We start from the raw sequence: 18,307 nt of genomic DNA, 5'->3' as shown, positions 1-18,307 counted from the left end.
GCCTCAGCTCTCGAACCAGGCCTCGACCGGGCCCTTGAGCAGCATGGTCATCGACTTGCCGCGCCGGTCCACCGTCTTGCCGACGGCCAGGCGGACCCAGCCCTCGGAGATGCAGTACTCCTCGACATTGGTCTTCTCGGCCCCCTTGAAGCGCACCCCCACGCCGCGGGCGAGGACGTCGGCGTCGTGCCAGGGGCTGTCGGGATCGACGCAGAGGCGGTCGGGGGGCGTGTCGGCGGGGGGTGTTTCGGTCATGGCCCCCTTCTAGCGCGCCCGGCCCGGCAGGCAATCCCGTCGAAAGGGGCTTCCCTGACGTCGCGTCCGGCGCTCAAAGTGCGTCTTCATCGCCGCGCGACGGCGCACACGAACGGGAGACGCAAGATGGGTGAGGCCTGGATCATCGACGCGGCGCGCACGCCGCGGGGCATCGGCAAGGTGGGCAAGGGCGCCCTGGCGGACTTCCACCCGCAGCACCTGGCGGCCACCGTCCTGAAGGGCATCGCCCAGCGCAACGACATCAAGACCAATGAAGTCGACGACGTGATCTGGGGCACCTCCTCCCAGCGGGGCAAGCAGGGCAACGACCTGGGCCGCATGTCCGCCCTGGCCGCCGGCTTCGACGTCCGGGCCAGCGGCATGACCCTGGACCGCTTCTGTGGCTCGGGCATCACCACGGTGAACCTGGCCGCCGCCCAGATCATGGCCGGCATGGAGGACCTGATCATCGCCGGCGGCACGGAGATGATGTCCTACACCGCCTCCAGCGCGCCGCAGGCCGCCGCCTTCTTCGACGGCCCGGCCCTGATGGACGCCGGCAACCCGGCCCTGCGCAAGCTGCACCCGCAGTCGCACCAGGGCGTCTGCGCCGACGCCATCGCCACCCTGGAGAACATCCCGCGCGAGGCCCTGGACGAGCTGGCCTATGTCAGCCAGCAGCGCGCCGCCCAGGCGATCAAGGAAGGCCGTTTCAGCCGTTCGCTGGTGCCGGTGCTGAACGAGGACGGCTCGGTGGCCCTCGATCACGAGGAGTTCCCCCGCCCCGAGACCACCCGCGAGGGCCTGGCCTCCCTGAAGGCCTCCTTCGAGGCCATGGCCAACGTGCCCATGGACAAGGAGGGCACGACCCTGGCCGGCCTGATCCAGCGGGTCTATCCGGACCTGAAGATCACCCACGTCCACCATGCCGGAAACTCGTCGGGGGTGGTCGACGGCGCCGCCGCCGTCCTGCTGGCCTCGCCGGACTACGCCCGCCGGAACGGCCTGAAGCCCCGCGCCCGCGTCGTGGCCACCGCCAATGTCGGCGACAGCCCGACCCTGATGCTGAACGCGCCGGTCCCCGCCGCCCTCAAGGTGCTGAAGAAGGCCGGCCTGACCCCGGACGACATCGACCTGTGGGAGATCAACGAGGCCTTCGCCGTCGTCGCCGAGAAGTTCATCCGCGACCTCAGGCTCGACCGCGACAAGGTCAATGTGAACGGCGGCGCCATGGCCCTGGGCCACCCGATCGGCGCCACCGGCTCCATCCTGATCGGCACCATCATCGACGAGCTGGAGCGCCGCGACCTCAAGCGCGGCCTGGTCACCATGTGCGCCGCCGGCGGCATGGCCCCGGCCATCATCGTCGAGCGGATGTAAGGCCCATGGACCTCGCCTGGAGTGACGCCGACCGCGCCTTCCGGGACGAGGTCCTCGCCTTCCTCGACGCCGAGCTGACGCCGGACCTGCGCGCCAAGGGGCGGGCCATGACCAGCGTCTACGCCGACCACGCCACCGGCATGGCCTGGCAGAAGAAGCTGCACGCCCGCGGCTGGGTCGCCCCGGCCTGGCCCCGCGAGTTCGGCGGCGCCGGCTGGTCGGTGGTGCAGCGCTACATCTGGGCGCGGGAGGCGGCCCTGGCCGGCGCCCCGCCCGTCTCGCCCATGGGCATCGGCATGTGCGGCCCGGTCCTGATCGGCCACGGGACGAAGGCCCAGCAGGACCGCTTCCTGCCGCCCATGCTCTCGGGCGAGCACTTCTGGTGCCAGGGCTATTCGGAGCCCGGCTCCGGCTCGGACCTCGCCTCCCTGCAGATGAGCGCGGTGGAGGACGGGGACGACTTCGTCTGCAACGGCCACAAGCTATGGACCACCCACGCCCACGAGGCGAACTGGATCTTCTGCCTGGTCCGCACGAGCCGCGAGGCCATTCCCCAGCAGGGCATCACCTTCCTGCTCATCGACATGACCACGCCCGGCGTCGAGGTGAAGCCTATCCTCATGCTCTCGGGCGAGCACATCCAGAACGACGTCTTCTTCACCAATGTGCGCGTGCCCAGGGCCAATGTGGTGGGCCGGGTGGGCGAGGGCTGGACCGTCGCCAAATACCTCATGCAGTTCGAGCGGGGCGGCTCGGCCGCCGCGCCGGGCCTGGGCGTTCGCCTGGAGCGCCTGGCCGAGATCGCCCGCACGCCGGACGCGGACGGCCGCCGCCTCATCGACGAACCCGGCTACGCCGCCCGCCTGGCCCAGGCCGGGATCGACATCGCCGCCCTGGAGGCCATCGAGCTGAGGGTCATGTCGCGCCTGTCCAACGGCGAGGCGCCGGGCGCCGAAAGCTCGCTGATGAAGACGGTCTCCACCGAGCTCAGCCAGCGCCTGACCGAGCTGTCCGTCGAGGCCGCCGGCGTCTACGCCGCCCCTTGGCAGCCCCACGGCGGCGCCCTCGGCGGCCCGACCCCGGGCTTCACGCCCCCCGCCGACGGCTTCCTGGCCGGCCCGCCCCACGCCTGGATCGCCGCGCCCAAGTACTTCAACGACCGCGCCGGCTCGATCTATGCCGGGACCAATGAGATCCAACGGAATATCATGGCGAAGGCTGTGCTGGGGCTGTGAGATCAGGCCTCGGACTGGCCAGCGGTCATGTCGCCCAGGCGCTCCAGTCTGACGGTCTCGCGTGAGGGCAGCCTGACGACGATTTCCAGTTCGCCGCCCATGGCCTCCACATATTTCCGCAGGGTCGAGAGGTACATGTCGGCCTGCCGCTCCATCCGGGAAACGGTAGGCTGGCGAACGCCAAGCGCCCTGGCGATCTCGACCTGGGCCTTGCCCGCGGCGCGCCGCAGTTCTCCCAGGCCCTCGACCTGGCTCATCAGGGCCTGAGCCCGCGCCTCGACGCGCCTGCGTCGCGCCTCGGGCAGGGTGGCGATCACCTCATCCAGCTTACGTTGCATCACGTTCTTTTCCGCCCCTCCTCGCCGCGCCTGACCAGGTGCCGCCGATACCGCGTATCTGCACGGGCGATCAGGCCCCGGTAGAACCGTTTCTCCCCGCCCCCTGACTTGTCGCCGGCGACCAGCAGGATGGCCTGCCGATCCGGATCAAAGGCGAAGGCGACCCGCCAGACACCCTGGTCTGCTGCGAACCTGAGTTCCTTCATGTTCGCGAAATCCGAGCCCTTCAGGGTGTCCACATGGGGCCGTCCCAACTTAGGCCCGAGCTCCTGCAGGAGCAGGGCCGTCGCAAGCAGTTCATCCTGAACGATCTCGGGAAGTCGCTCAAACTCCGGATCAAACGCTTCATGGAAGAGTACGACCCAGTTCAAATATAGCTCCTGAGCTATGATTTCATCAAGCATCGACCCCCGCCGCCGACGCTGAGTCCCGAGGACTCCTGCACTGGGCGGCATCGGATGGGCGATTTTCCGGCGCGGGTGGGGCGACAAGGTGTCGGATCGCCCCGCCTTGCCCTCCGCCCGGACTTGACCCCATAGTCTGCGTCCAAAAGAACGCCATCCGGGGGAGACGACCATGGCCTATGCGCCGGCGGACCGCGACATCTATGACGCCGACAGCCACATCATGGAGCTGCCGGACTTCCTCAAGCGCTATGCCGACCCGGGCCTGAGGGATGAGATCCCCGAGGTGTCCTATTCGGCCTCCATCGTCACCGACGAGGAGGTGGCGGTGATCATGGACCAGGGCGGGAAGCACAGCGATGAGCACGTGGCGGCGCAGGTGGCCCTGGGCGACGCCCTGATCGAGAAGTCCAAGGAGATCCAGGCCCTCGGGGCCTTCAATCCCGGCGACCGGCGCACCGCCATGGACCTCCTGGGCTTCCGCAAGCAGCTGGTCTTCGCCACCCACAGCCTGCGCATGCCCTTCTCGCCGTCCAGCAAGCTGGAGAGCCGGCTGCGCTATGGCGCGACCCGGGCGCACAACCGGCACATGATCGACTTCTGCGCCGCCGACGACCGGCTGATGGGCGTGGCGGCCATTCCGTTGGACGACCCGGAGCTGGCCCTGAAAGAGCTGGACTTCGTGCTGGCCAGCAACCTCAAGGCCGTGTGGGTGCCGCACCGGGCGCCCCTGGACCGCTCGCCGGGCCATGTCGACTTCGACCCCTTCTGGGCGAAGCTGGCCGAGGCCGGCGTCCCCTTCGTCCTGCACGTGGGCGGCGCGCCCCTGCAACTGGCCAAGGCCTGGATGAATAATGGCCGGCCGCCGACCAAGGACTGGCTGGGCGGCGGGGAGAACCTGCGCACCAAGGACGTGGCCGTCCTGCACGAGGGGCCCGAGCAGTTCCTGACCATGATGATCCTGGACGGGGTCCTGCACCGCAATCCGGGCCTGAAGGGCGCGGCGGTGGAGCTGGGCGCCGGCTGGGTTCCCGAACTGCTGCGCCGCCTGGACTGGGTGGTGAAGCACTGGAGCCGCAACGACGCCAACCTGCAGGGCCTGCACCGGACGCCCTCCGAGCAGATCACCCAGCAGCTGGCCTTCACCCCCTTCGTCTTCGAGGAGGTCGGCAACTTCATCGACCAGTCGAACGAGGACCTCTACCTCTTCTCGAGCGACTATCCGCACATCGAGGGCGGCCGGAACCCGATCGGCCGCTTCGAGGCCTCGCTCGGCGAGCGGCCGGCCAGCGTGCGGGACAAGTTCTACGCCGAGAACTTCCTGCGCATCTTCCCGAACGCGCGGGTGGACCGGAAGGCGACTGTCGCGGCCTGAGGCCCCCAGGGTCCGGGCGCGCTTCCTGCGTCCCGGCGCCGGCCCGCACAGTCGTGCGCCGGATGCGCCGTGTTGTCCGTATGTGAATCTGTCTGATGGACCGAGTTTGTCTGGATTCCGACACGTCCAGGCCAGCAAGGCGGAGCACAGACGCCTGGAAGATCACTTCGCCAGGCCCCGGAAGTGGGCTGACCGGTGGGGAAACCCTGTCGGGCCGGGGGGCCGGGGAGGGGCATCGCATAAGTTTTATGATTATTACTTTCTGAACATGATATTCAGGTCTTAGTAGACAGGCCGTAGCCGGTCCGGGGACCTCCCCGTCCGGCGCCGGCCGGGGTGATGGACGGGCGATTCCGGCGCGTCTTGATCCCTGAAGTAAGCCTTTGAGTTTATAGAAAACGACACCTCAATCCGGGAGGACTTGATGCTCCAATTCATTCTCTGCAACCTGTGGGGGCTCCTTGCGGGCGCCCTGCTGGGCTGGCTGGCAAGCTGGCTCCTTGGCCGTGGACGGCTCGCCGCCTCGACCATCGCCGCCGCCCCGGGCATTGACTACGCCGCGGCCAAGGCCGCCGGCTTCGTGGTCAGCGGCCCTGACAACCTCGAGATCATCGAAGGCGTTGGCCCGAAGATCGCGCACCTGCTGCGCTCCAATGGCGTGGGCACCTTCGCCCTGCTGGCCGCGGCCAGCCAGTCGGCCCTGAAGGACATCCTCAAGAAGGGTGGCCCGGCCTACGACATCGCCAACCCCGAGACCTGGCCTGAGCAGGCTGGCCTCGCCGCGCAGAACCGCTGGCAGGACCTGCGCAACCTGATGGAACGCCTCGACGCCGGCGTCCGGCGCTGAACGAAGGAGATCTGACCCATGTCTAACAACACCTCCCTCGCCGCCTGGGACCGCCTGCACAAGATCGGCGCCGCCCTCCTGGCCGCGCTCCTTGGGCTTCTCTGGCTGCTGAAGATCGCCACTCCGGCGAACTGCTGCGCCGCTGCGGCGCCTGCCGCGGCGCCCGCCGTGGCCGCCATCGCTGCGGCTCCCGCCGCGGCTCCGACGGCTCCGGCCGCCGCCCGGCTCTATTTCGACGTCGATGTCTCTGACAAGATCGCAGAGGGCGAGCCCCTGCTGGCCCCCATCGTGGCCTGGCTTGCGGCCAACCCGTCGGCCCGCGCCGTCGTGACCGGCTATCATGACCCGACGGGCGGCGCCCAACGGAACCATGACCTCGCCAAGTCGCGGGCCCAGACCGTCCAGGCCGCCCTCGTGGCCGCGGGCGTCGCTGCGGACCGCATCGACCTGGTGAAGCCGATCTCCACCGATGGCGGCGGCGACCTCAAGGAAGCCCGTCGCGTGGAAGTCAGCGTGAAGTAAGGCTGGAAAGGTTCCCGGCGCCTCCGGGCGGCGGGACCGACCTGCAAGGGGGGCCCCGGGCGCAAGCGTCCGGGGCCTCTTTGCGTTTGCGGGCGCCGTGGACCCCCTCCGGCCCGGCGCAAGCGCCGGTCCACCTCCCCCTGGAGGGAGGAATCAGGACGGTGATTGCCGCCCCACGGGGGAGCTCCCGGCGAAGCGGGGCGAGGGGGTCAACGGCGGCTCGGTTGAACCCCTCCGCGCCGGCGACGGGGTCAGGCGTTGCGGGCCATGAGGCCGCCGTCCACCGGGATGGTGACGCCGGTGATGAAGCTGGCGGCCGGGAGGCAGAGGCTGACGGTCATGTGGCCCACCTCGGCGGGGTCGCCGTAGCGGCCGAGGGCCGTTCGCCGGCGGGCGTAGGTGGCGCGGTCGGCGTCGGGGATCCGGTCGGTCATGCCGGTCAGGATCGGTCCGGGGCAGATGCAGTTCACGGTGATCCCCTCCTTGCCCAGCTCGACCGCCAGGGCGCGGGTGAGGCCGGTGACGCCGGCCTTGGCGGCGGCGTAGGGACTGTCGCGGCTGGTAGCCCCCAGGGCCTCGGTAGAGGCGATGTTGACGATCCGCGGGGCCTTCGACTTGCGCAGCCAGGGCAGGGCGGCGCGGATGGTCAGCTGGTGGGCGGTGAGCAGGACCGCCAGGGACTTCGCCCAGGCGGCGTCGTAGTCGTTGGAGTCGATGGGGCTGAAGGCCGAGATCCCGGCGTTGTTGACGAGGATGTCCAGGCCGCCGAAGTGGCCGGCGACCTCCCCGGTGACGCGACGCACCTCGTCGGCGTCGGAGACATCCAGGGCCCAGGCCCGGGCGGAGCCGCCCGTGGCGCGGATGGCCTCCGCGGTCGCCTCGGCGGTCTCGCCCCTGAAGTCGGTGGCGGCGACGTGCGCGCCCTCGGCCGCGAAGATTTCTGCGGTGGCGCGGCCCATCCCTGAGCCGGCGCCGGTGACATGGACGATGGAGCCCTGGAGTGAACGGCTGAGGGCGGCGGGCTGCGACATGGGGGATCTCCGGTCACCGGGAAGGTGGACCGAAGTCTGGACCGGATTGGGGCGGCTTCACAACCGCCGGCGCGTCAGCTCGCAGAGGGGGCCGGGGTGGCGTAGGAGATGTAGCCCCGCTCCACCATCCGCCGGAGGGCCTCATAGGCGCTGGACAGTTCCTCGTAGCGGGTGCGCAGCTCGGCCAGGCGCATGACCTGGCGGGTCTCGAAGCCCGTCGGATTCTCGGACATGGCCAGGGCTTCCTTGACCCACTGGGCGCGGGCGAGGGCGGCGGCGACCGCGAGGCGCTGGAACTTCTCCGCGTCGGCGCTGCCGAGGGCGGCGTGGATCACCTCGCGGTTGGAGGCGAAGACCGTGTAGTCGATATGCTCGAGCTGGCCCCTGAGGCGACGCTGGGCCGCCAGGTCCATGTCTTCCTGGGGCTCGAAGTGGTCGGAGCTGTAACGCGTGAAGCCTGATTTACGGGTCGACATGGCGGGTCTCCTGCGGAGTGATTCCCCCACTCCGCAGGATCAGGATGGCCCGTCGTCGTTAACTTTCAATTGAAAGCGACGATCAGCTGACCAGATCCTCCTTGATGGACCTCCTGGCCATCCAGAACAGGCAGGCCGCGATGAGGGTGCAGCAGGACGTGACGATGATGGCCCAGCGCACGCCCTCGGCCTCGCCCAGGCCCAAGCCCGTGGCGAAGACGTCCGAGAGGGCGCCGACGATCAGGGGACCCGCCCCCAGCCCCACCAGGTTGATGATGAACAGGAGCACCGAGGCGGCCGTCGCCCGCATGTGGGGCGGCACCAGGCTCTGGCCCGAGGCGTAGACCGGCCCGTACCAGAGCGATCCCACCAGGCCCGGGATCAGCATGACCAGCATGGTCCCGATGGCCGTGGGCTGGAGGTAGCCGATGACCGCGAAGACCGGCGAAATCAGGGCGGCGATGGCCGGCACGGTCATGTAGGCGCGGATGTCCCGGGCCCCGGCCCGGTCGGCGAGGACCCCGCCCAGCCAGCTGGACAGGATGCCCATGACGCCGCCAAGGATGCCCAGGACCAGGCCGAGGAAGCCGACGGACTTGAGCCCGAAGTGGCCGGCCAGTTCCGCCACCTCCTGCGGATGGTTCCGCAGGTAGAAAGAGTAGACGAAGGCCCCGTTACCGTAGCCGATGAAGGCCAGGGTCGCCGCGCCGAAGGCCACCAGCCAGAAGGTGCGCTTGCGGGCGAGGTACCGGAGGGTGGCCCCGAAGCTTCCCTCGTTCTTCTGGGTTTCGGCCATGCGCGCGCGGGCCAGGGCCGAGAGCTCCTTGCGCGGTTCGCGGAGGGTCAGGAACACCACGGCCGTGAGCAGAAGACCCGGCACCCCAGCCAGGAGGAAGGCCGTACGCCAGCCGAAGGTGTCGGACATCACCCCGCCTAGGGAAGAGCCGAGAAGGGAGCCCAAGGGGGTGCCCATGGCGAAGAAGGCGAGGGCCGAGGCGCGCTGGGACTTCGGCACGTAGTCGGCGATCAGGGAGTGCGCGGTGGGCGTGCAGCCCGCCTCGCCGACGCCAACGCCGATCCGCGCCAGGAGCAGTTGGGTGTAGTTGGTGGCCAGGCCGCAGACCACGGTGAAGCCGCTCCAGACCGCCAGGGACGCCCCGATGATGGTGACCCGGTTGCTGCGCTCCGCGAGGCGGGCGATCGGCAGGCCGAGGAAGGTGTAGAAGATGGCGAAGGCCAGTCCGGTCAGCAGGCCCAGCTGGGTGTCGGACAGGTGCAGGTCGCGCTTGATGGGCTCGGCGAGGATCGAGACGATCTGCCGATCCAGGAAATTGACGGTGTAGACCGCCAGAAGAAGGATGAGGGCGTAGCGGCGGAAGCCTGCGGACACCAGGGGAACGAGGGGCGCGTCCTCGTCGGAATCGACGACATCCTCTGGCGAGGTGGAAATGATGGACACCCTGATCCTCCCGGGGTGATTGTTCTTGTTGCCTCCGGTCTAGACCTCGCCGGCCGCCGGCGGCAAGCATGAATCCCTACTGAACGTGGGGATGTTTTACGGGGATCACGAGGAGTGGTGATGGAGCTGGTTATCGGATCGAAGCGCTGGTCAAGCTGGTCGATGCGGCCCTGGCTGGCCCTGAAGCGGACCGGGGCGCCATTCCATGAACGGCTGATACGGCTGTACCAGGCCGATGGCGAGACCCGCGCGCAGATCCTGCCGCACTCGCCCTCGGGCCGGGTTCCGGCCCTGAAGGCCGGGAACATCGTGATCCCGGAGTCCCTGGCCATCTGCGAATACCTGGCGGAGGCCTTCCCGGCCGCCAGGCTCTGGCCGGAGGATGCGGACCTGCGCGCCCTGGGGCGGGCCGCGGCCAGCGAGATGCACGCGGGCTTCCGCGCTCTTCGCCTGGAATGCCCGATGGATCTCGCCCGGCCGGTCGAGGCGATCGAACTGACGGATGAGGCGAAGGCCGACATCGCCAGGGTGCGCGCCCTCTGGACCGACCTGCTGGACCGCAGCGGCGGGCCCTTCCTGTTGGGTGAATGGTCGATCGCCGACGCCTTCTTCACCCCGGTGGCGACGCGGTTCCGCACCTACGCAGTGGAGCCGGGGACGCCGGCTCTTGCGACCTACATGGAACGGCTCCTGACCTGGCCGGCCTTCCTGGAGTGGGAGGCGGCGGGGCGTCTGGAGACCTGAGGGTCCCCGCGCCCCGCGCGCCCGTCACCCCATCTTGTAGACGCAGATCTTGTTGCCGTCCGGATCGCGGAAGTAGGCGCCGTAGAAGGTGGGCATGCGCTCGCCCGGAGGGCCTTCACAGGTTGCGCCATTGGCGAGGGCTGCGGCGTGGACCTGGTCCACGACCTCGCGGCTCGACGCCGAGATGGCCGGCATGACGCCGTTGCCGGGGGTCGCCGCGCCCTTGTCGTAGGGGATGCAGACCCCGAGCATGGCGCCCGTGCCATTGGAATAGAGCTCCATCCGGTCGCCGGACATGGCGGGCTTGGCCCCGAGGGGGGCGAGCACCGCTCGGTAGAAGGTCTTGGCGCGCTCGAAGTCGCTGGCGCCCAGGGTCATGTATCCAAGCATGGGGAATCCTCCGGTTAGGGGTGCAATCTACCTGCCCTTGACCACCGCGTAAGCCTCCAGGGCGCGGGCCCGGGCGAAGTCGTGGTCGACGATAGGCGCAGGATAGGTCCGGCCCAGCCCGACCCCGGCCTGGTCGAGGACCATCGGCGGCGCCGTCCAGGGCGCGTGGAGCCAGCGGTCGGGCAGGCGGGCGATCTCGGGGACCCACTTGCGGACATAGCGTCCGTCGGGATCGAACTTTGCGCCCTGGGCCATGGGGCTGAAGATGCGGAAATAGGGGGCCGCGTCCGCGCCGCTGCCGGCCACCCACTGCCAGTTGCCGGCGTTGGAGGCGTGGTCGGCGTCGACCAGGGTGTCCCAGAACCAGGCCTCGCCCTCCCGCCAGTCGATGAACAGGTGCTTGGCCAGGAAGGAGGCGCAGATCATCCGCACACGGTTGTGCATCCAGCCCGTGGTCCAGAGCTCGCGCAGGCCGGCGTCGACGATGGGATAGCCCGTGCGCCCCTGGCGCCAGGCTGCGAGGGCCGCGGGGTCCCGCCGCCAGGCGACGGCCTCGAAGCGCGGATCGAAGCTGGTGCGGGCGAGGTCGGTTCCGCGGCTGCAGATGGCGGCGTTGAATTCGCGCCAGCCCAGTTCGGCCAGGAACTTCTCGGCGTCCGCCTCGGGCGCGGCGCCGCGCTCGACGGCGTTCTGGGCGCCCCGCCAGAGGGCGAAGGGGCTGATCTCGCCGAAGTGGAGGTGGGGCGACAGGCGCGACACGCCCGGCTCGGCCGGGAAATCCCGCGCACGACCGTAGCCGTTCAGGCCCCGGGCGAGGAAGGCGGCCAGGCGCTGGCGGGCGCCCGCCTCGCCCGGCGACCAGTCCCTGAACCCTGTCGACCAGTCGGGTGCGGTGGGTTGGAGGCCCCAGGCTTCCAGGGTGTCCGAGGCGGGCCAGCCCGCCGGCGCAGGCAGGCGTTCGGGGGGCTCGGTCCGTTCAGGCGCACCGATCCCCGGCCTGGCGGCGCGCCAGAACGGGGTGAAGACGCTGAAGGCCCCGCCGGTCCGGGTCCGGACCTCGTCCGGGCGCAGGAGGTGGGCGCCGTTCCAGCGGCCGACGGCCAGGCCGGCTGCCGAGAGACGGGTCTCCAGCCGGTCGTCCCGCTCGCGCAGGCCGGGATCGTAGAGGTCGTTCCAGTGCACCGAGGCGGCGCCCGCCTGGTCGGCGATTTCCGGGATCAGCCGCGCCGGATCCCCCCGGCGCAGGATGAGCCGTGACCCGCGCGCCTCAAGGTCCGCCGAAAGGGCGGCGAGGGACCGGTTCAGCCACCAGAGGGAGGCGGCGCCCGCGGGGCGGACCTCGGGGCCTTCGTCCAAGATGTAGACGGGAAGGACGGCGCCGTCGGCGAGGGCGGCCACAAGCGCCGGGTTGTCGACGAGGCGCAGGTCGCGCCGGAACCAGAGGAGGGCGGTCTTCATGGCCCCTCCATGCGCCCGGCCAAGGGAGTCTTGCAACCGTCGCGGTCCCGTGGGCGGGGATCAGCCCCAGACGTCGCGGGCGCCGGGCCGTGCGCGCGCAGGCCTGGGCGCCGGTGCGGGGGGCTTCCACTTCGGCTTGTCGAGGGGCTTGGAGAAGGCCCAGCCCTGGCCGAGCTCCACGCCCAGGTCCTGGGACAGGCGGGCGACGCCGTCGGTCTCGATCATCTCGGCGATGGTCGCCACGCCGAGTTCGCGGCACAGGGCGACAAGGTGCTTGACCACCAGGGCGTCCCGCGACCCCTCGGTCATGGACTGGATGTAGCGCCCGTCGATCTTGATGAAGTCCACCTCCAGGCGGCGCAGGTAGTCGAGGGAGGCCGCGCCTGCGCCGAAGTCGTCGAGGCAGACGACATGTCCGGCCTGGCGGAGGCGCGCGATCAGGGTGTTGGCGCGGTCGAGGTCGTTGATCTTGCGGGTCTCGGTGATCTCCAGGATCAGCCGGCTGCGGATGTCCGGGGCGTTCCCGACCAGGCCGAGCATTTCCTCCAGGAACCCGTCGATCATCAGGGAATGGGCGCTCAGGTTGGCGGCGATCCGCGTCGTCCTTGGCTGTGCCTGCAGTTCCCGCACGATGGCCCGGACCACCGAAAGGTCGAAGGCCTGGATCATGTCGAGATCCTCGGCAAGCTCGATGGTCTCAGCCGGGCTGGTGTCCTTGGAGAACCGGGCGAGGGCCTCGAAGTGATGGAGTTCGCCCGTCGCGAGGCAGACCACGGGCTGGTAGGCCAGGTTGAAGGCGCTGCGGGCGACAATGTCGCGGAACCGGCTGGAGTCCCTCAGGGTGCGGGCCACTGTGTCCTCGAAGCCGGAAGCGGCCGCCCCGGGTCCGGACTCGATGAACCTGTCGAGGGCCAGGCGCATGGTGCGCATGTTCCGCGCCGAGGCCGAGCCGCCGAGGGGGAGACGGGCCAGCTGCGGGCGCGGGCCGCCTGTCGCTGCGCCGACGTTGTCCAGCAGGCGTCCTGGCGGGGCGTCGGATGACCGCATCAAGGCGAAGCGGTCGGCGCTGACCTCGGCGCCGCCGACCCCGCAGAAGGAATCCGCCCGCAGGACCGCTTCGAGGGACTGCCGCGCCTCCTCCGCGTCTTCAGGCCTGAGGCGGGCGAGGCGGTCCCTCAAGCCCTGCACCTCGACAAGATCGAGGCTGAGGACCAGGCCGGCCTTGCCGGCTTCCGCCAGCAGGTATTCCGCCGAGCTCGCGAAGGACTCCGGAGAGGTGAAGCCCCGGGCGTCGCGGGAAAATGTCGGCGCGCCTGCCGGAGCGCCGAGGCTGAGGGCGCAGGACAGGCGGGAACCCAACTGGGGAAGCCGGAAGACGGACAGGCTGGCGGCGGACGGCGCCCCCGCCTGCGCCCGGGGGGTCAGCTCGACCCGGATCGGACCCCGCCGCTCCCCGGCGACGATGTCCTTGCGAAGGGTGGACAGGAGCGCCGCCTCCGAGGGGTTGAAGAGGCTCGCCCAGTCCCGGCCGACGAGTTCGGGGTCGGGACGGCCGGTCAGTCGCTCCGCGGCGCCCAGGGCGAAGACAATCACCCCGTGGGGATCAATTTCGAAGACAAGGTCCGCGCCTGCGAAGGCGAGGCCCAGGAGGCGCACCGTATTGGGTTCCTCGGGCCGGGAAGATGCGAGGGTCAAGCCGCCCCTCCCAATCCCGTCGCGTTGCAGCCGATGGTCCCGGCCAGATCCATGCCGTTTCGCTCCAGAGCGTCCCGCGCCGGATCCTGGTTCGGGTCGGGACAGGTCCTTGTGGGCCTGCAAGGTTAAGACCTGACCACCAGGCCTCGGGAAGTCTGCGACAAAATGTCGCGCGGTGTAGGATGGTGCCCGCTGCCGGACTCGAACCGGCACGCCGATGGCGACGGATTTTAAGTCCGTTGCGTCTACCGATTCCGCCAAGCGGGCCCTGGGCGCCAGTCTAGACCGGCGAGGGGGGGCGGGCCACCCGCCGTCAGATCAGGCCCTGGGCCCGGAAGCTGGTCAGGCCGTCGCGCCCGACGATGACGTGGTCGTGGACGGACAGGCGCAGGACCCTGGCGGCCTCGATGACCTCACGGGTCATGGTGATGTCGGCCTGGGAGGGCGTGGGGTCTCCCGAAGGGTGGTTGTGCGCAAGGATCAGGGCGCTGGCCGAGAGCTCAAGCGCCCGGCGGACGACCTCCCGCGGATAGACCGGGGCATGGTCGACCGTGCCCTCATTCATGGCTTCGTCGGCGATCAGCTGGTTCTTGCGGTCCAGGAAGAGGACGCGGAACTGCTCGCGCGGTTCATGGGCCATGGCGGTGCGCAGGTAGGCGGACAGCTGGGTCCAGGAGGTGATCACGGTCCGGCGGGCGACGGGCTCGCGGCTGATGCGTACGGCGGCCTCGTGGGTGAGCTTGAGGTCCAGGGCCGCCTGCTCGCCCAGGCCCCGGACCCGCACCAGATCCTCCAGCGGCGCGCCGAAGACGCCGGCCAGCGATCCGAAACGGGACAACAGGGCCTTGGCCAGAGGCTTGACGTCGCCCCGCGGCAGGGACCGGAAGAGCAGCAGCTCCAGGAGTTCATAGTCAGGCAGGGCGGCCGGACCCCCATGGCGTGCGCGATGGCGCAGGCGCTCCCGGTGCCCGGCGTGCGGGGATGGCGGGACGGGGGCGGACAGGAAGAGGGGGGCTTCCTGAAGGTCGGATGGGGGCATGGCGGGGCTCCGGCGACCCCGACAATGTTCCCTAAACGTTCACGTGACGCAAGCCTATCCGTCGACCTTCACCCGCGTGACGTTGTCGCCGGAGTTGCGGTCGATGCGCTTGTTGTAGGGATCGACACCGGCGAAGGCCGGCTTGCCATCGACGGTCACGGTCACGGTCTGCTCGCCGTCCTTCAGGGTCTTGACCCGGAAGCCTTGCACGGAGGCGCGGGTAAAGCCGGGTTTGCCGGGTTCGGCGGTGAAGACCCCGACATCGAAGGTCTCGGCTCCCAGGGGCGAGGCGGTCTCCACGCCCTTGCCGTCGGCGTAGAGCTTGCGGGCGCTGACCTTCAGCGTGACGTCGTAGCGCCCGTCGGGACGCCGCCGGGCCGCAGCCTCCTCGGCCTTCAGGTCGTAGAGGGTGATCTTCTCGAAGAGGTCGGTGATCAGGGCCTGGGTGCGGGGATCGTCGCCCGCCTCGCGCCGCAGGGCGTCCACCAGGTCCCGCGAAGTGGGGTAGGGCGCACCCTTGAAGGCGTAGCGGGCCAGCAGGCTGCGCAGGGCGGCGTTGACCTTGGCCTCGCCGATCTGGTCGCGCAGCAGGTACATGACCAGGGAGCCCTTGCGGTAATGGATGTAGCCCTGGTTCTCGACGCGGATCAGGGGCGTCTCCTCCACCGCCTGGCCGCCGCGGGCCGAGAGGTAGCTGTCCAGTTCGTTGCGAAGGAACTTTCGGATGCCCTCGGGGCCGTAGATCTGCTCCATCACCAGCAGGGCGGAGTACTGGGCGAGGGTTTCAGACAGGACCGTGCCGCCCTGCATGTCGGCGCCGATGACCTGGTGCGCCCACCACTGGTGGGCCATCTCGTGGGCGGTGACGTAGGTGGCGAAGTCGATCTTGTCCGGCTTGTCGGGGTCGGCGGTAAAGCCGATGGCCTCGGAATAGGGAATGGTGTTGGCGAAGGCCTGGGCGAAGGTCTCATAGCCCGGGAATTCAATGATCCGGGCCTGGCGGAACTGGTAGGGGCTGAAGTTGGCCTGGAAGTAGTCCAGGCTCCGCTTCATGGCCGCCATCATCCGCTCGACATTCCAGGTGTGGCCCGGGTGGTGGTAGATCGCCAGGTCGACGCCCTTGTAGGTCTCGCGACGGATGGCGTAGCGGGCGGACTGAACCGAGAAGAAGTTCAGGACCGGGGCGTCGGTGCGGAAGCGCACCGTCCTGCGGCCGTTCGCGGTCGTATCCGAGACGAGGTAGCCCGGCGCGACCGGGGTCTGGTCCGCCACCGTGGTGACGGTGATGTCGGCCCTCACCCAGTCCGCATTCCGCACATAGTTGCGGGCCCGGGCGCTTTCGTCTTCCAGCTTGGCGGGGCGGAGCTCCGGGGGCAGGCCGTACTTGCGGCGCTTGGTCCGGTCCTCCAGCAGGCCGGAGCGGGACATGCCCAGTATGGGGGCGAACTCGTCGTTGGAGACGAAGGTCCCATTGTCCACCAGGCGCGTCGTATTGCCCGAGTTCTTGAACCCCTTCTGGGTCACGAGGGTGGCGAACTCCAGGCGTACGGTCTGTCCCGGCGCCAGGGGCTTCTCCAGATGCAGGATCCGGTAGTTGAACCTTGGGAAGGCCTCGGTCCGGGATGGCGCAGACAGGGTGAGGCGCTCGACCTTCACGTCCCGGTCAAAGCGGACGTGAAGCTGTGAGAGCGGCGCCCCGGTGTCGTTGACGAGGTCGTAGGCGCCGGTGACCGAAAGGCGCGGCGCGTGGGGGTCCAGGTCGAGGTTGAGGGTCACGTCGGTGACCGAGGGCTGAGCCAGCTTCTCGTACTTCAGGAAGCCCTTCTCATAGTCCGCCAACCAGACCTCGCCCTCCGTCTGGGTCCGGTAGGGGTTCCAGACATTGGTGTTCAGGAAGATGAAGCCGCCCAGGCCGGCGAAGACCACCAGGGCGGCGGCGGCGGCGAGGCCCGTCCGCCCCTTCAGCCGGCAGCCCAGGCGGGCGATCCGCGCCCGCGCCCCGTCCCGGGCCCCGCGCGCCCACAGACCCTGGGTCAGGACCAGCAGGAAGACGGCGAAGGCTGACCAGTAGGCGCGGAACCAGGCGGCGAAGCCGGCATAGTCGCCCTGGCCGTTCATGTCGGACAGGGGTACGCCCGGGCCGCCGCCATAGTTGTAGAGGTTGTGCTCGAAGCCTGCAGTCCCCAGGCCCAGCTGCAGGACCAGGTAGACCGCCATCAGCGCCCAGCCGACAAACTTGTTCGGGGCCAGGGCCTGGAGGAAGACCGCCAGGACCGCCAGGAGGGTCCAGTCCGCCAGGGTCGGCAGGAGATACCAGCCGAGGTACTGGCCCCAGTCGGGGTGAGGAAAGCCGAGTATGGCCTGTGCGGCGGCGGCGGCGAGGGCGCTGGCCAGCAGCATGGCGCCCAGCACCAGCACCAGGCCAAGCACCTTGGGGACCATGAAGGTCCAGTCCGGGGCGGCGGTGGCGTCGACGATGTCAGCGATGCGCCGTTCGCGGTCCCGCCAGACGAGTTCGCCGGCGTAGTAGATGGCCACCAGGACCACCACGAAGCTGAAGGCGCCCTGAAGCTGCTCGATCATCCGCAGGGTCGTCGGCAGGAACGCCGAGCCATTCTGCTCCAGGCCCAGGAAGATGCCGCCGGAGGCGTTGAAGAGCCCCAGAACCATCAGGATCCCGAAGGCCGGGCTTCTCAGCACCTGGCCGGCCTCGAACCGCGCCCGGTGCAGGGCCTGGACGAACGCCGTCGACCCGCCTGACCTCGGCTCGGCGAGGGGCCGTGCGGCGGGGCGCGCCGGCGGCGGCGCCTCCGCCTCCCCCTTGGCCTTCCGGGAGGCGCGGGCCCCGGCCCCGCGGGTCTCGAACCGGAAGGTCAGGCAGGCTGCAGCCAGGGCGACAAGGCCAACGGCCGTCCAGATCAGTCGGTTGGCGAGGAGCACGCCCCCCAGGGCCGGCAGGCGGGTGTTGGAGTCAAAGGTCGTGTAGTAGCGGGTGGCCTCGCCGAGGGCGATGCCGCCGAAGGGGTCGAGCCAGGCCGCCAGCTCGCGCATCTCCTGGCGCGCGGTCAGGGTTCCCATGACGACCCAAAGGATCAGCAGGGCGGTGGCGCCGATGTAGGTCGCCATCATCGACCGGGTCGCCGTGGCGAGGGCGAAGAACAGGGCCGAGGTCAGGAAGATGGAGGGCAGGGCCAGGGCGCCGTAGGCGTAGGCGTAGTGCGACAGATGGTTGGGACCCAGGGTCTCCGGGTCCACCCACGGCGCGAGACTGCCCAGGAACATGCCCAGGGGCACGGCCAGGAAGACCAGGGCCGCCGCGGCGAAGGCGCCGGTGAACCGGCCAAGGAGGTAGTCGAGCCGGGTGATCCGGGTGGACCGCACCAGGGGGCCGAAGCCCGTCTCGTCGTCGCGGACGATGACATTGGCCACCAGGGCCGCCGTGACGAAGATGAAGAAGATCGACATGACCAGGTGGGTCATGGCGATGGCCGCAGGTGCATTCTTGTGGACGCCGCCGCCGCCGCCGCCGACCTGGATGTTGTCGACGGTCATGGAGCCGAAGACGAGCAGGAAGAAGAAGGCGCCCGCCACCCAGAAGACGGGGTTGCGGAGCTGGTAGCGGAGTTCGAAGGCGGCGATGCGGCCGAGCATGGCGCGCC

The 18,307-nt window shown here is 69.7% G+C and carries 17 protein-coding genes and 1 tRNA gene; 6 read left to right on the top strand and 12 right to left on the bottom strand.

Going from position 1 to position 18,307, the window contains the following annotated elements; genetic code table 11:
* Window positions 1-3: 3 nt before the first annotated feature.
* The gene (locus HYN04_RS09240; protein WP_110450493.1) at window positions 4-255 is read right to left on the bottom strand and encodes a DUF3297 family protein; all 252 of its coding nucleotides are present in this window, start codon (window positions 253-255) and stop codon (window positions 4-6) included.
* Window positions 256-381: 126 nt separating this feature from the next.
* Between HYN04_RS09240 and HYN04_RS09235 the strand changes: the two genes are divergently transcribed.
* Window positions 382-1,635, top strand: a complete 1,254-nt coding sequence (locus tag HYN04_RS09235; protein ID WP_110450492.1) for an acetyl-CoA C-acetyltransferase — start codon at window positions 382-384, stop codon at window positions 1,633-1,635.
* 5 nt (window positions 1,636-1,640) lie between these two features.
* On the top strand, window positions 1,641-2,870 hold the full coding sequence (locus HYN04_RS09230) for an acyl-CoA dehydrogenase family protein (RefSeq protein WP_110450491.1): 1,230 nt from the start codon (window positions 1,641-1,643) through the stop codon (window positions 2,868-2,870).
* A 2-nt stretch (window positions 2,871-2,872) separates the two neighbouring features.
* Here the strand turns inward: HYN04_RS09230 and HYN04_RS09225 are convergent, their stop codons facing one another.
* Entirely contained in the window at window positions 2,873-3,208 is a 336-nt protein-coding gene (locus tag HYN04_RS09225) for an XRE family transcriptional regulator (protein WP_110450490.1), read from the bottom strand.
* Window positions 3,208-3,579, bottom strand: coding sequence for a type II toxin-antitoxin system RelE/ParE family toxin (locus HYN04_RS09220; protein WP_110450489.1), 372 nt, complete (start codon window positions 3,577-3,579; stop codon window positions 3,208-3,210). Before HYN04_RS09220 ends, HYN04_RS09225 begins: the two co-directional genes overlap by 1 nt.
* 205 nt (window positions 3,580-3,784) lie before the next feature.
* On the opposite strand from HYN04_RS09220, the gene HYN04_RS09215 reads away from it, so the two are divergent.
* From HYN04_RS09215 to HYN04_RS09205, 3 genes are all read left to right on the top strand, one after another.
* Window positions 3,785-4,987 (top strand): amidohydrolase family protein, encoded by a 1,203-nt coding sequence (locus HYN04_RS09215; RefSeq protein ID WP_110450488.1) that lies wholly within the window; start codon window positions 3,785-3,787, stop codon window positions 4,985-4,987.
* A 424-nt stretch (window positions 4,988-5,411) separates the two neighbouring features.
* On the top strand, window positions 5,412-5,834 hold the full coding sequence (locus HYN04_RS09210; RefSeq protein ID WP_110450487.1) for a helix-hairpin-helix domain-containing protein: 423 nt from the start codon (window positions 5,412-5,414) through the stop codon (window positions 5,832-5,834).
* An 18-nt stretch (window positions 5,835-5,852) separates the two neighbouring features.
* Complete coding sequence (locus tag HYN04_RS09205; RefSeq protein WP_110450486.1) at window positions 5,853-6,356, top strand: OmpA family protein; 504 nt, start codon at window positions 5,853-5,855, stop codon at window positions 6,354-6,356.
* A gap of 251 nt (window positions 6,357-6,607) precedes the next feature.
* Here the strand turns inward: HYN04_RS09205 and HYN04_RS09200 are convergent, their stop codons facing one another.
* The 3 genes from HYN04_RS09200 to HYN04_RS09190 all read right to left on the bottom strand — a co-directional run bounded on the left by HYN04_RS09200 (window position 6,608) and on the right by HYN04_RS09190 (window position 9,322).
* On the bottom strand, window positions 6,608-7,387 hold the full coding sequence (locus tag HYN04_RS09200) for an SDR family NAD(P)-dependent oxidoreductase (RefSeq protein ID WP_110450485.1): 780 nt from the start codon (window positions 7,385-7,387) through the stop codon (window positions 6,608-6,610).
* A gap of 74 nt (window positions 7,388-7,461) precedes the next feature.
* Window positions 7,462-7,863: a hypothetical protein gene (locus HYN04_RS09195; RefSeq protein WP_110450484.1), complete on the bottom strand. Its 402-nt coding sequence runs from the start codon at window positions 7,861-7,863 to the stop codon at window positions 7,462-7,464.
* Between the two features lie 82 nt (window positions 7,864-7,945).
* The gene (locus HYN04_RS09190) at window positions 7,946-9,322 is read right to left on the bottom strand and encodes a spinster family MFS transporter (protein WP_241962602.1); all 1,377 of its coding nucleotides are present in this window, start codon (window positions 9,320-9,322) and stop codon (window positions 7,946-7,948) included.
* 120 nt (window positions 9,323-9,442) lie between these two features.
* On the opposite strand from HYN04_RS09190, the gene HYN04_RS09185 reads away from it, so the two are divergent.
* Window positions 9,443-10,066 (top strand): glutathione S-transferase family protein, encoded by a 624-nt coding sequence (locus HYN04_RS09185; protein ID WP_110450483.1) that lies wholly within the window; start codon window positions 9,443-9,445, stop codon window positions 10,064-10,066.
* Window positions 10,067-10,090: 24 nt separating this feature from the next.
* Here HYN04_RS09185 and HYN04_RS09180 read toward each other — a convergent pair whose 3' ends face one another.
* The 6 genes from HYN04_RS09180 to HYN04_RS09155 all read right to left on the bottom strand — a co-directional run bounded on the left by HYN04_RS09180 (window position 10,091) and on the right by HYN04_RS09155 (window position 18,299).
* Window positions 10,091-10,456, bottom strand: a complete 366-nt coding sequence (locus HYN04_RS09180) for a VOC family protein (protein ID WP_110450482.1) — start codon at window positions 10,454-10,456, stop codon at window positions 10,091-10,093.
* Between the two features lie 27 nt (window positions 10,457-10,483).
* Window positions 10,484-11,914 (bottom strand): cryptochrome/photolyase family protein, encoded by a 1,431-nt coding sequence (locus tag HYN04_RS09175; RefSeq protein ID WP_110450481.1) that lies wholly within the window; start codon window positions 11,912-11,914, stop codon window positions 10,484-10,486.
* Between the two features lie 60 nt (window positions 11,915-11,974).
* Window positions 11,975-13,609 carry a sensor domain-containing phosphodiesterase gene (locus tag HYN04_RS09170; RefSeq protein WP_110450480.1) on the bottom strand — a complete coding sequence of 545 codons (1,635 nt, stop codon included), beginning with the start codon at window positions 13,607-13,609 and terminating at the stop codon, window positions 11,975-11,977.
* Between the two features lie 183 nt (window positions 13,610-13,792).
* Window positions 13,793-13,876 (bottom strand) — tRNA-Leu (locus tag HYN04_RS09165).
* Between the two features lie 46 nt (window positions 13,877-13,922).
* Window positions 13,923-14,648 carry a RadC family protein gene (gene radC, locus HYN04_RS09160; protein WP_110450479.1) on the bottom strand — a complete coding sequence of 242 codons (726 nt, stop codon included), beginning with the start codon at window positions 14,646-14,648 and terminating at the stop codon, window positions 13,923-13,925.
* Window positions 14,649-14,702: 54 nt separating this feature from the next.
* Complete coding sequence (locus tag HYN04_RS09155; RefSeq protein WP_110450478.1) at window positions 14,703-18,299, bottom strand: ABC transporter permease/M1 family aminopeptidase; 3,597 nt, start codon at window positions 18,297-18,299, stop codon at window positions 14,703-14,705.
* Window positions 18,300-18,307: the final 8 nt, after the last annotated feature.

Origin of the sequence: Phenylobacterium parvum (assembly GCF_003150835.1) — a bacterium.
Lineage (GTDB): Bacteria > Pseudomonadota > Alphaproteobacteria > Caulobacterales > Caulobacteraceae > Phenylobacterium > Phenylobacterium parvum.
The sequence above is the reverse complement of the archived record's forward strand: the minus strand, read 5'-3'. Positions and strand labels throughout refer to the sequence as shown.

Bases quoted from the DNA above. Each gene is read 5' to 3' on its own strand.
- HYN04_RS09240 (WP_110450493.1), bottom strand. From the start codon at position 255: ATGACCGAAACACCCCCCGCCGACACGCCCCCCGACCGCCTCTGCGTC.
- HYN04_RS09235 (WP_110450492.1), top strand. From the start codon at position 382: ATGGGTGAGGCCTGGATCATCGACGCGGCGCGCACGCCGCGGGGCATC.
- HYN04_RS09230 (WP_110450491.1), top strand. From the start codon at position 1,641: ATGGACCTCGCCTGGAGTGACGCCGACCGCGCCTTCCGGGACGAGGTC.
- HYN04_RS09225 (WP_110450490.1), bottom strand. From the start codon at position 3,208: ATGCAACGTAAGCTGGATGAGGTGATCGCCACCCTGCCCGAGGCGCGA.
- HYN04_RS09215 (WP_110450488.1), top strand. From the start codon at position 3,785: ATGGCCTATGCGCCGGCGGACCGCGACATCTATGACGCCGACAGCCAC.
- HYN04_RS09210 (WP_110450487.1), top strand. From the start codon at position 5,412: ATGCTCCAATTCATTCTCTGCAACCTGTGGGGGCTCCTTGCGGGCGCC.
- HYN04_RS09205 (WP_110450486.1), top strand. From the start codon at position 5,853: ATGTCTAACAACACCTCCCTCGCCGCCTGGGACCGCCTGCACAAGATC.
- HYN04_RS09200 (WP_110450485.1), bottom strand. From the start codon at position 7,387: ATGTCGCAGCCCGCCGCCCTCAGCCGTTCACTCCAGGGCTCCATCGTC.
- HYN04_RS09195 (WP_110450484.1), bottom strand. From the start codon at position 7,863: ATGTCGACCCGTAAATCAGGCTTCACGCGTTACAGCTCCGACCACTTC.
- HYN04_RS09185 (WP_110450483.1), top strand. From the start codon at position 9,443: ATGGAGCTGGTTATCGGATCGAAGCGCTGGTCAAGCTGGTCGATGCGG.
- HYN04_RS09180 (WP_110450482.1), bottom strand. From the start codon at position 10,456: ATGCTTGGATACATGACCCTGGGCGCCAGCGACTTCGAGCGCGCCAAG.
- HYN04_RS09175 (WP_110450481.1), bottom strand. From the start codon at position 11,914: ATGAAGACCGCCCTCCTCTGGTTCCGGCGCGACCTGCGCCTCGTCGAC.
- radC (WP_110450479.1), bottom strand. From the start codon at position 14,648: ATGCCCCCATCCGACCTTCAGGAAGCCCCCCTCTTCCTGTCCGCCCCC.
- HYN04_RS09155 (WP_110450478.1), bottom strand. From the start codon at position 18,299: ATGCTCGGCCGCATCGCCGCCTTCGAACTCCGCTACCAGCTCCGCAAC.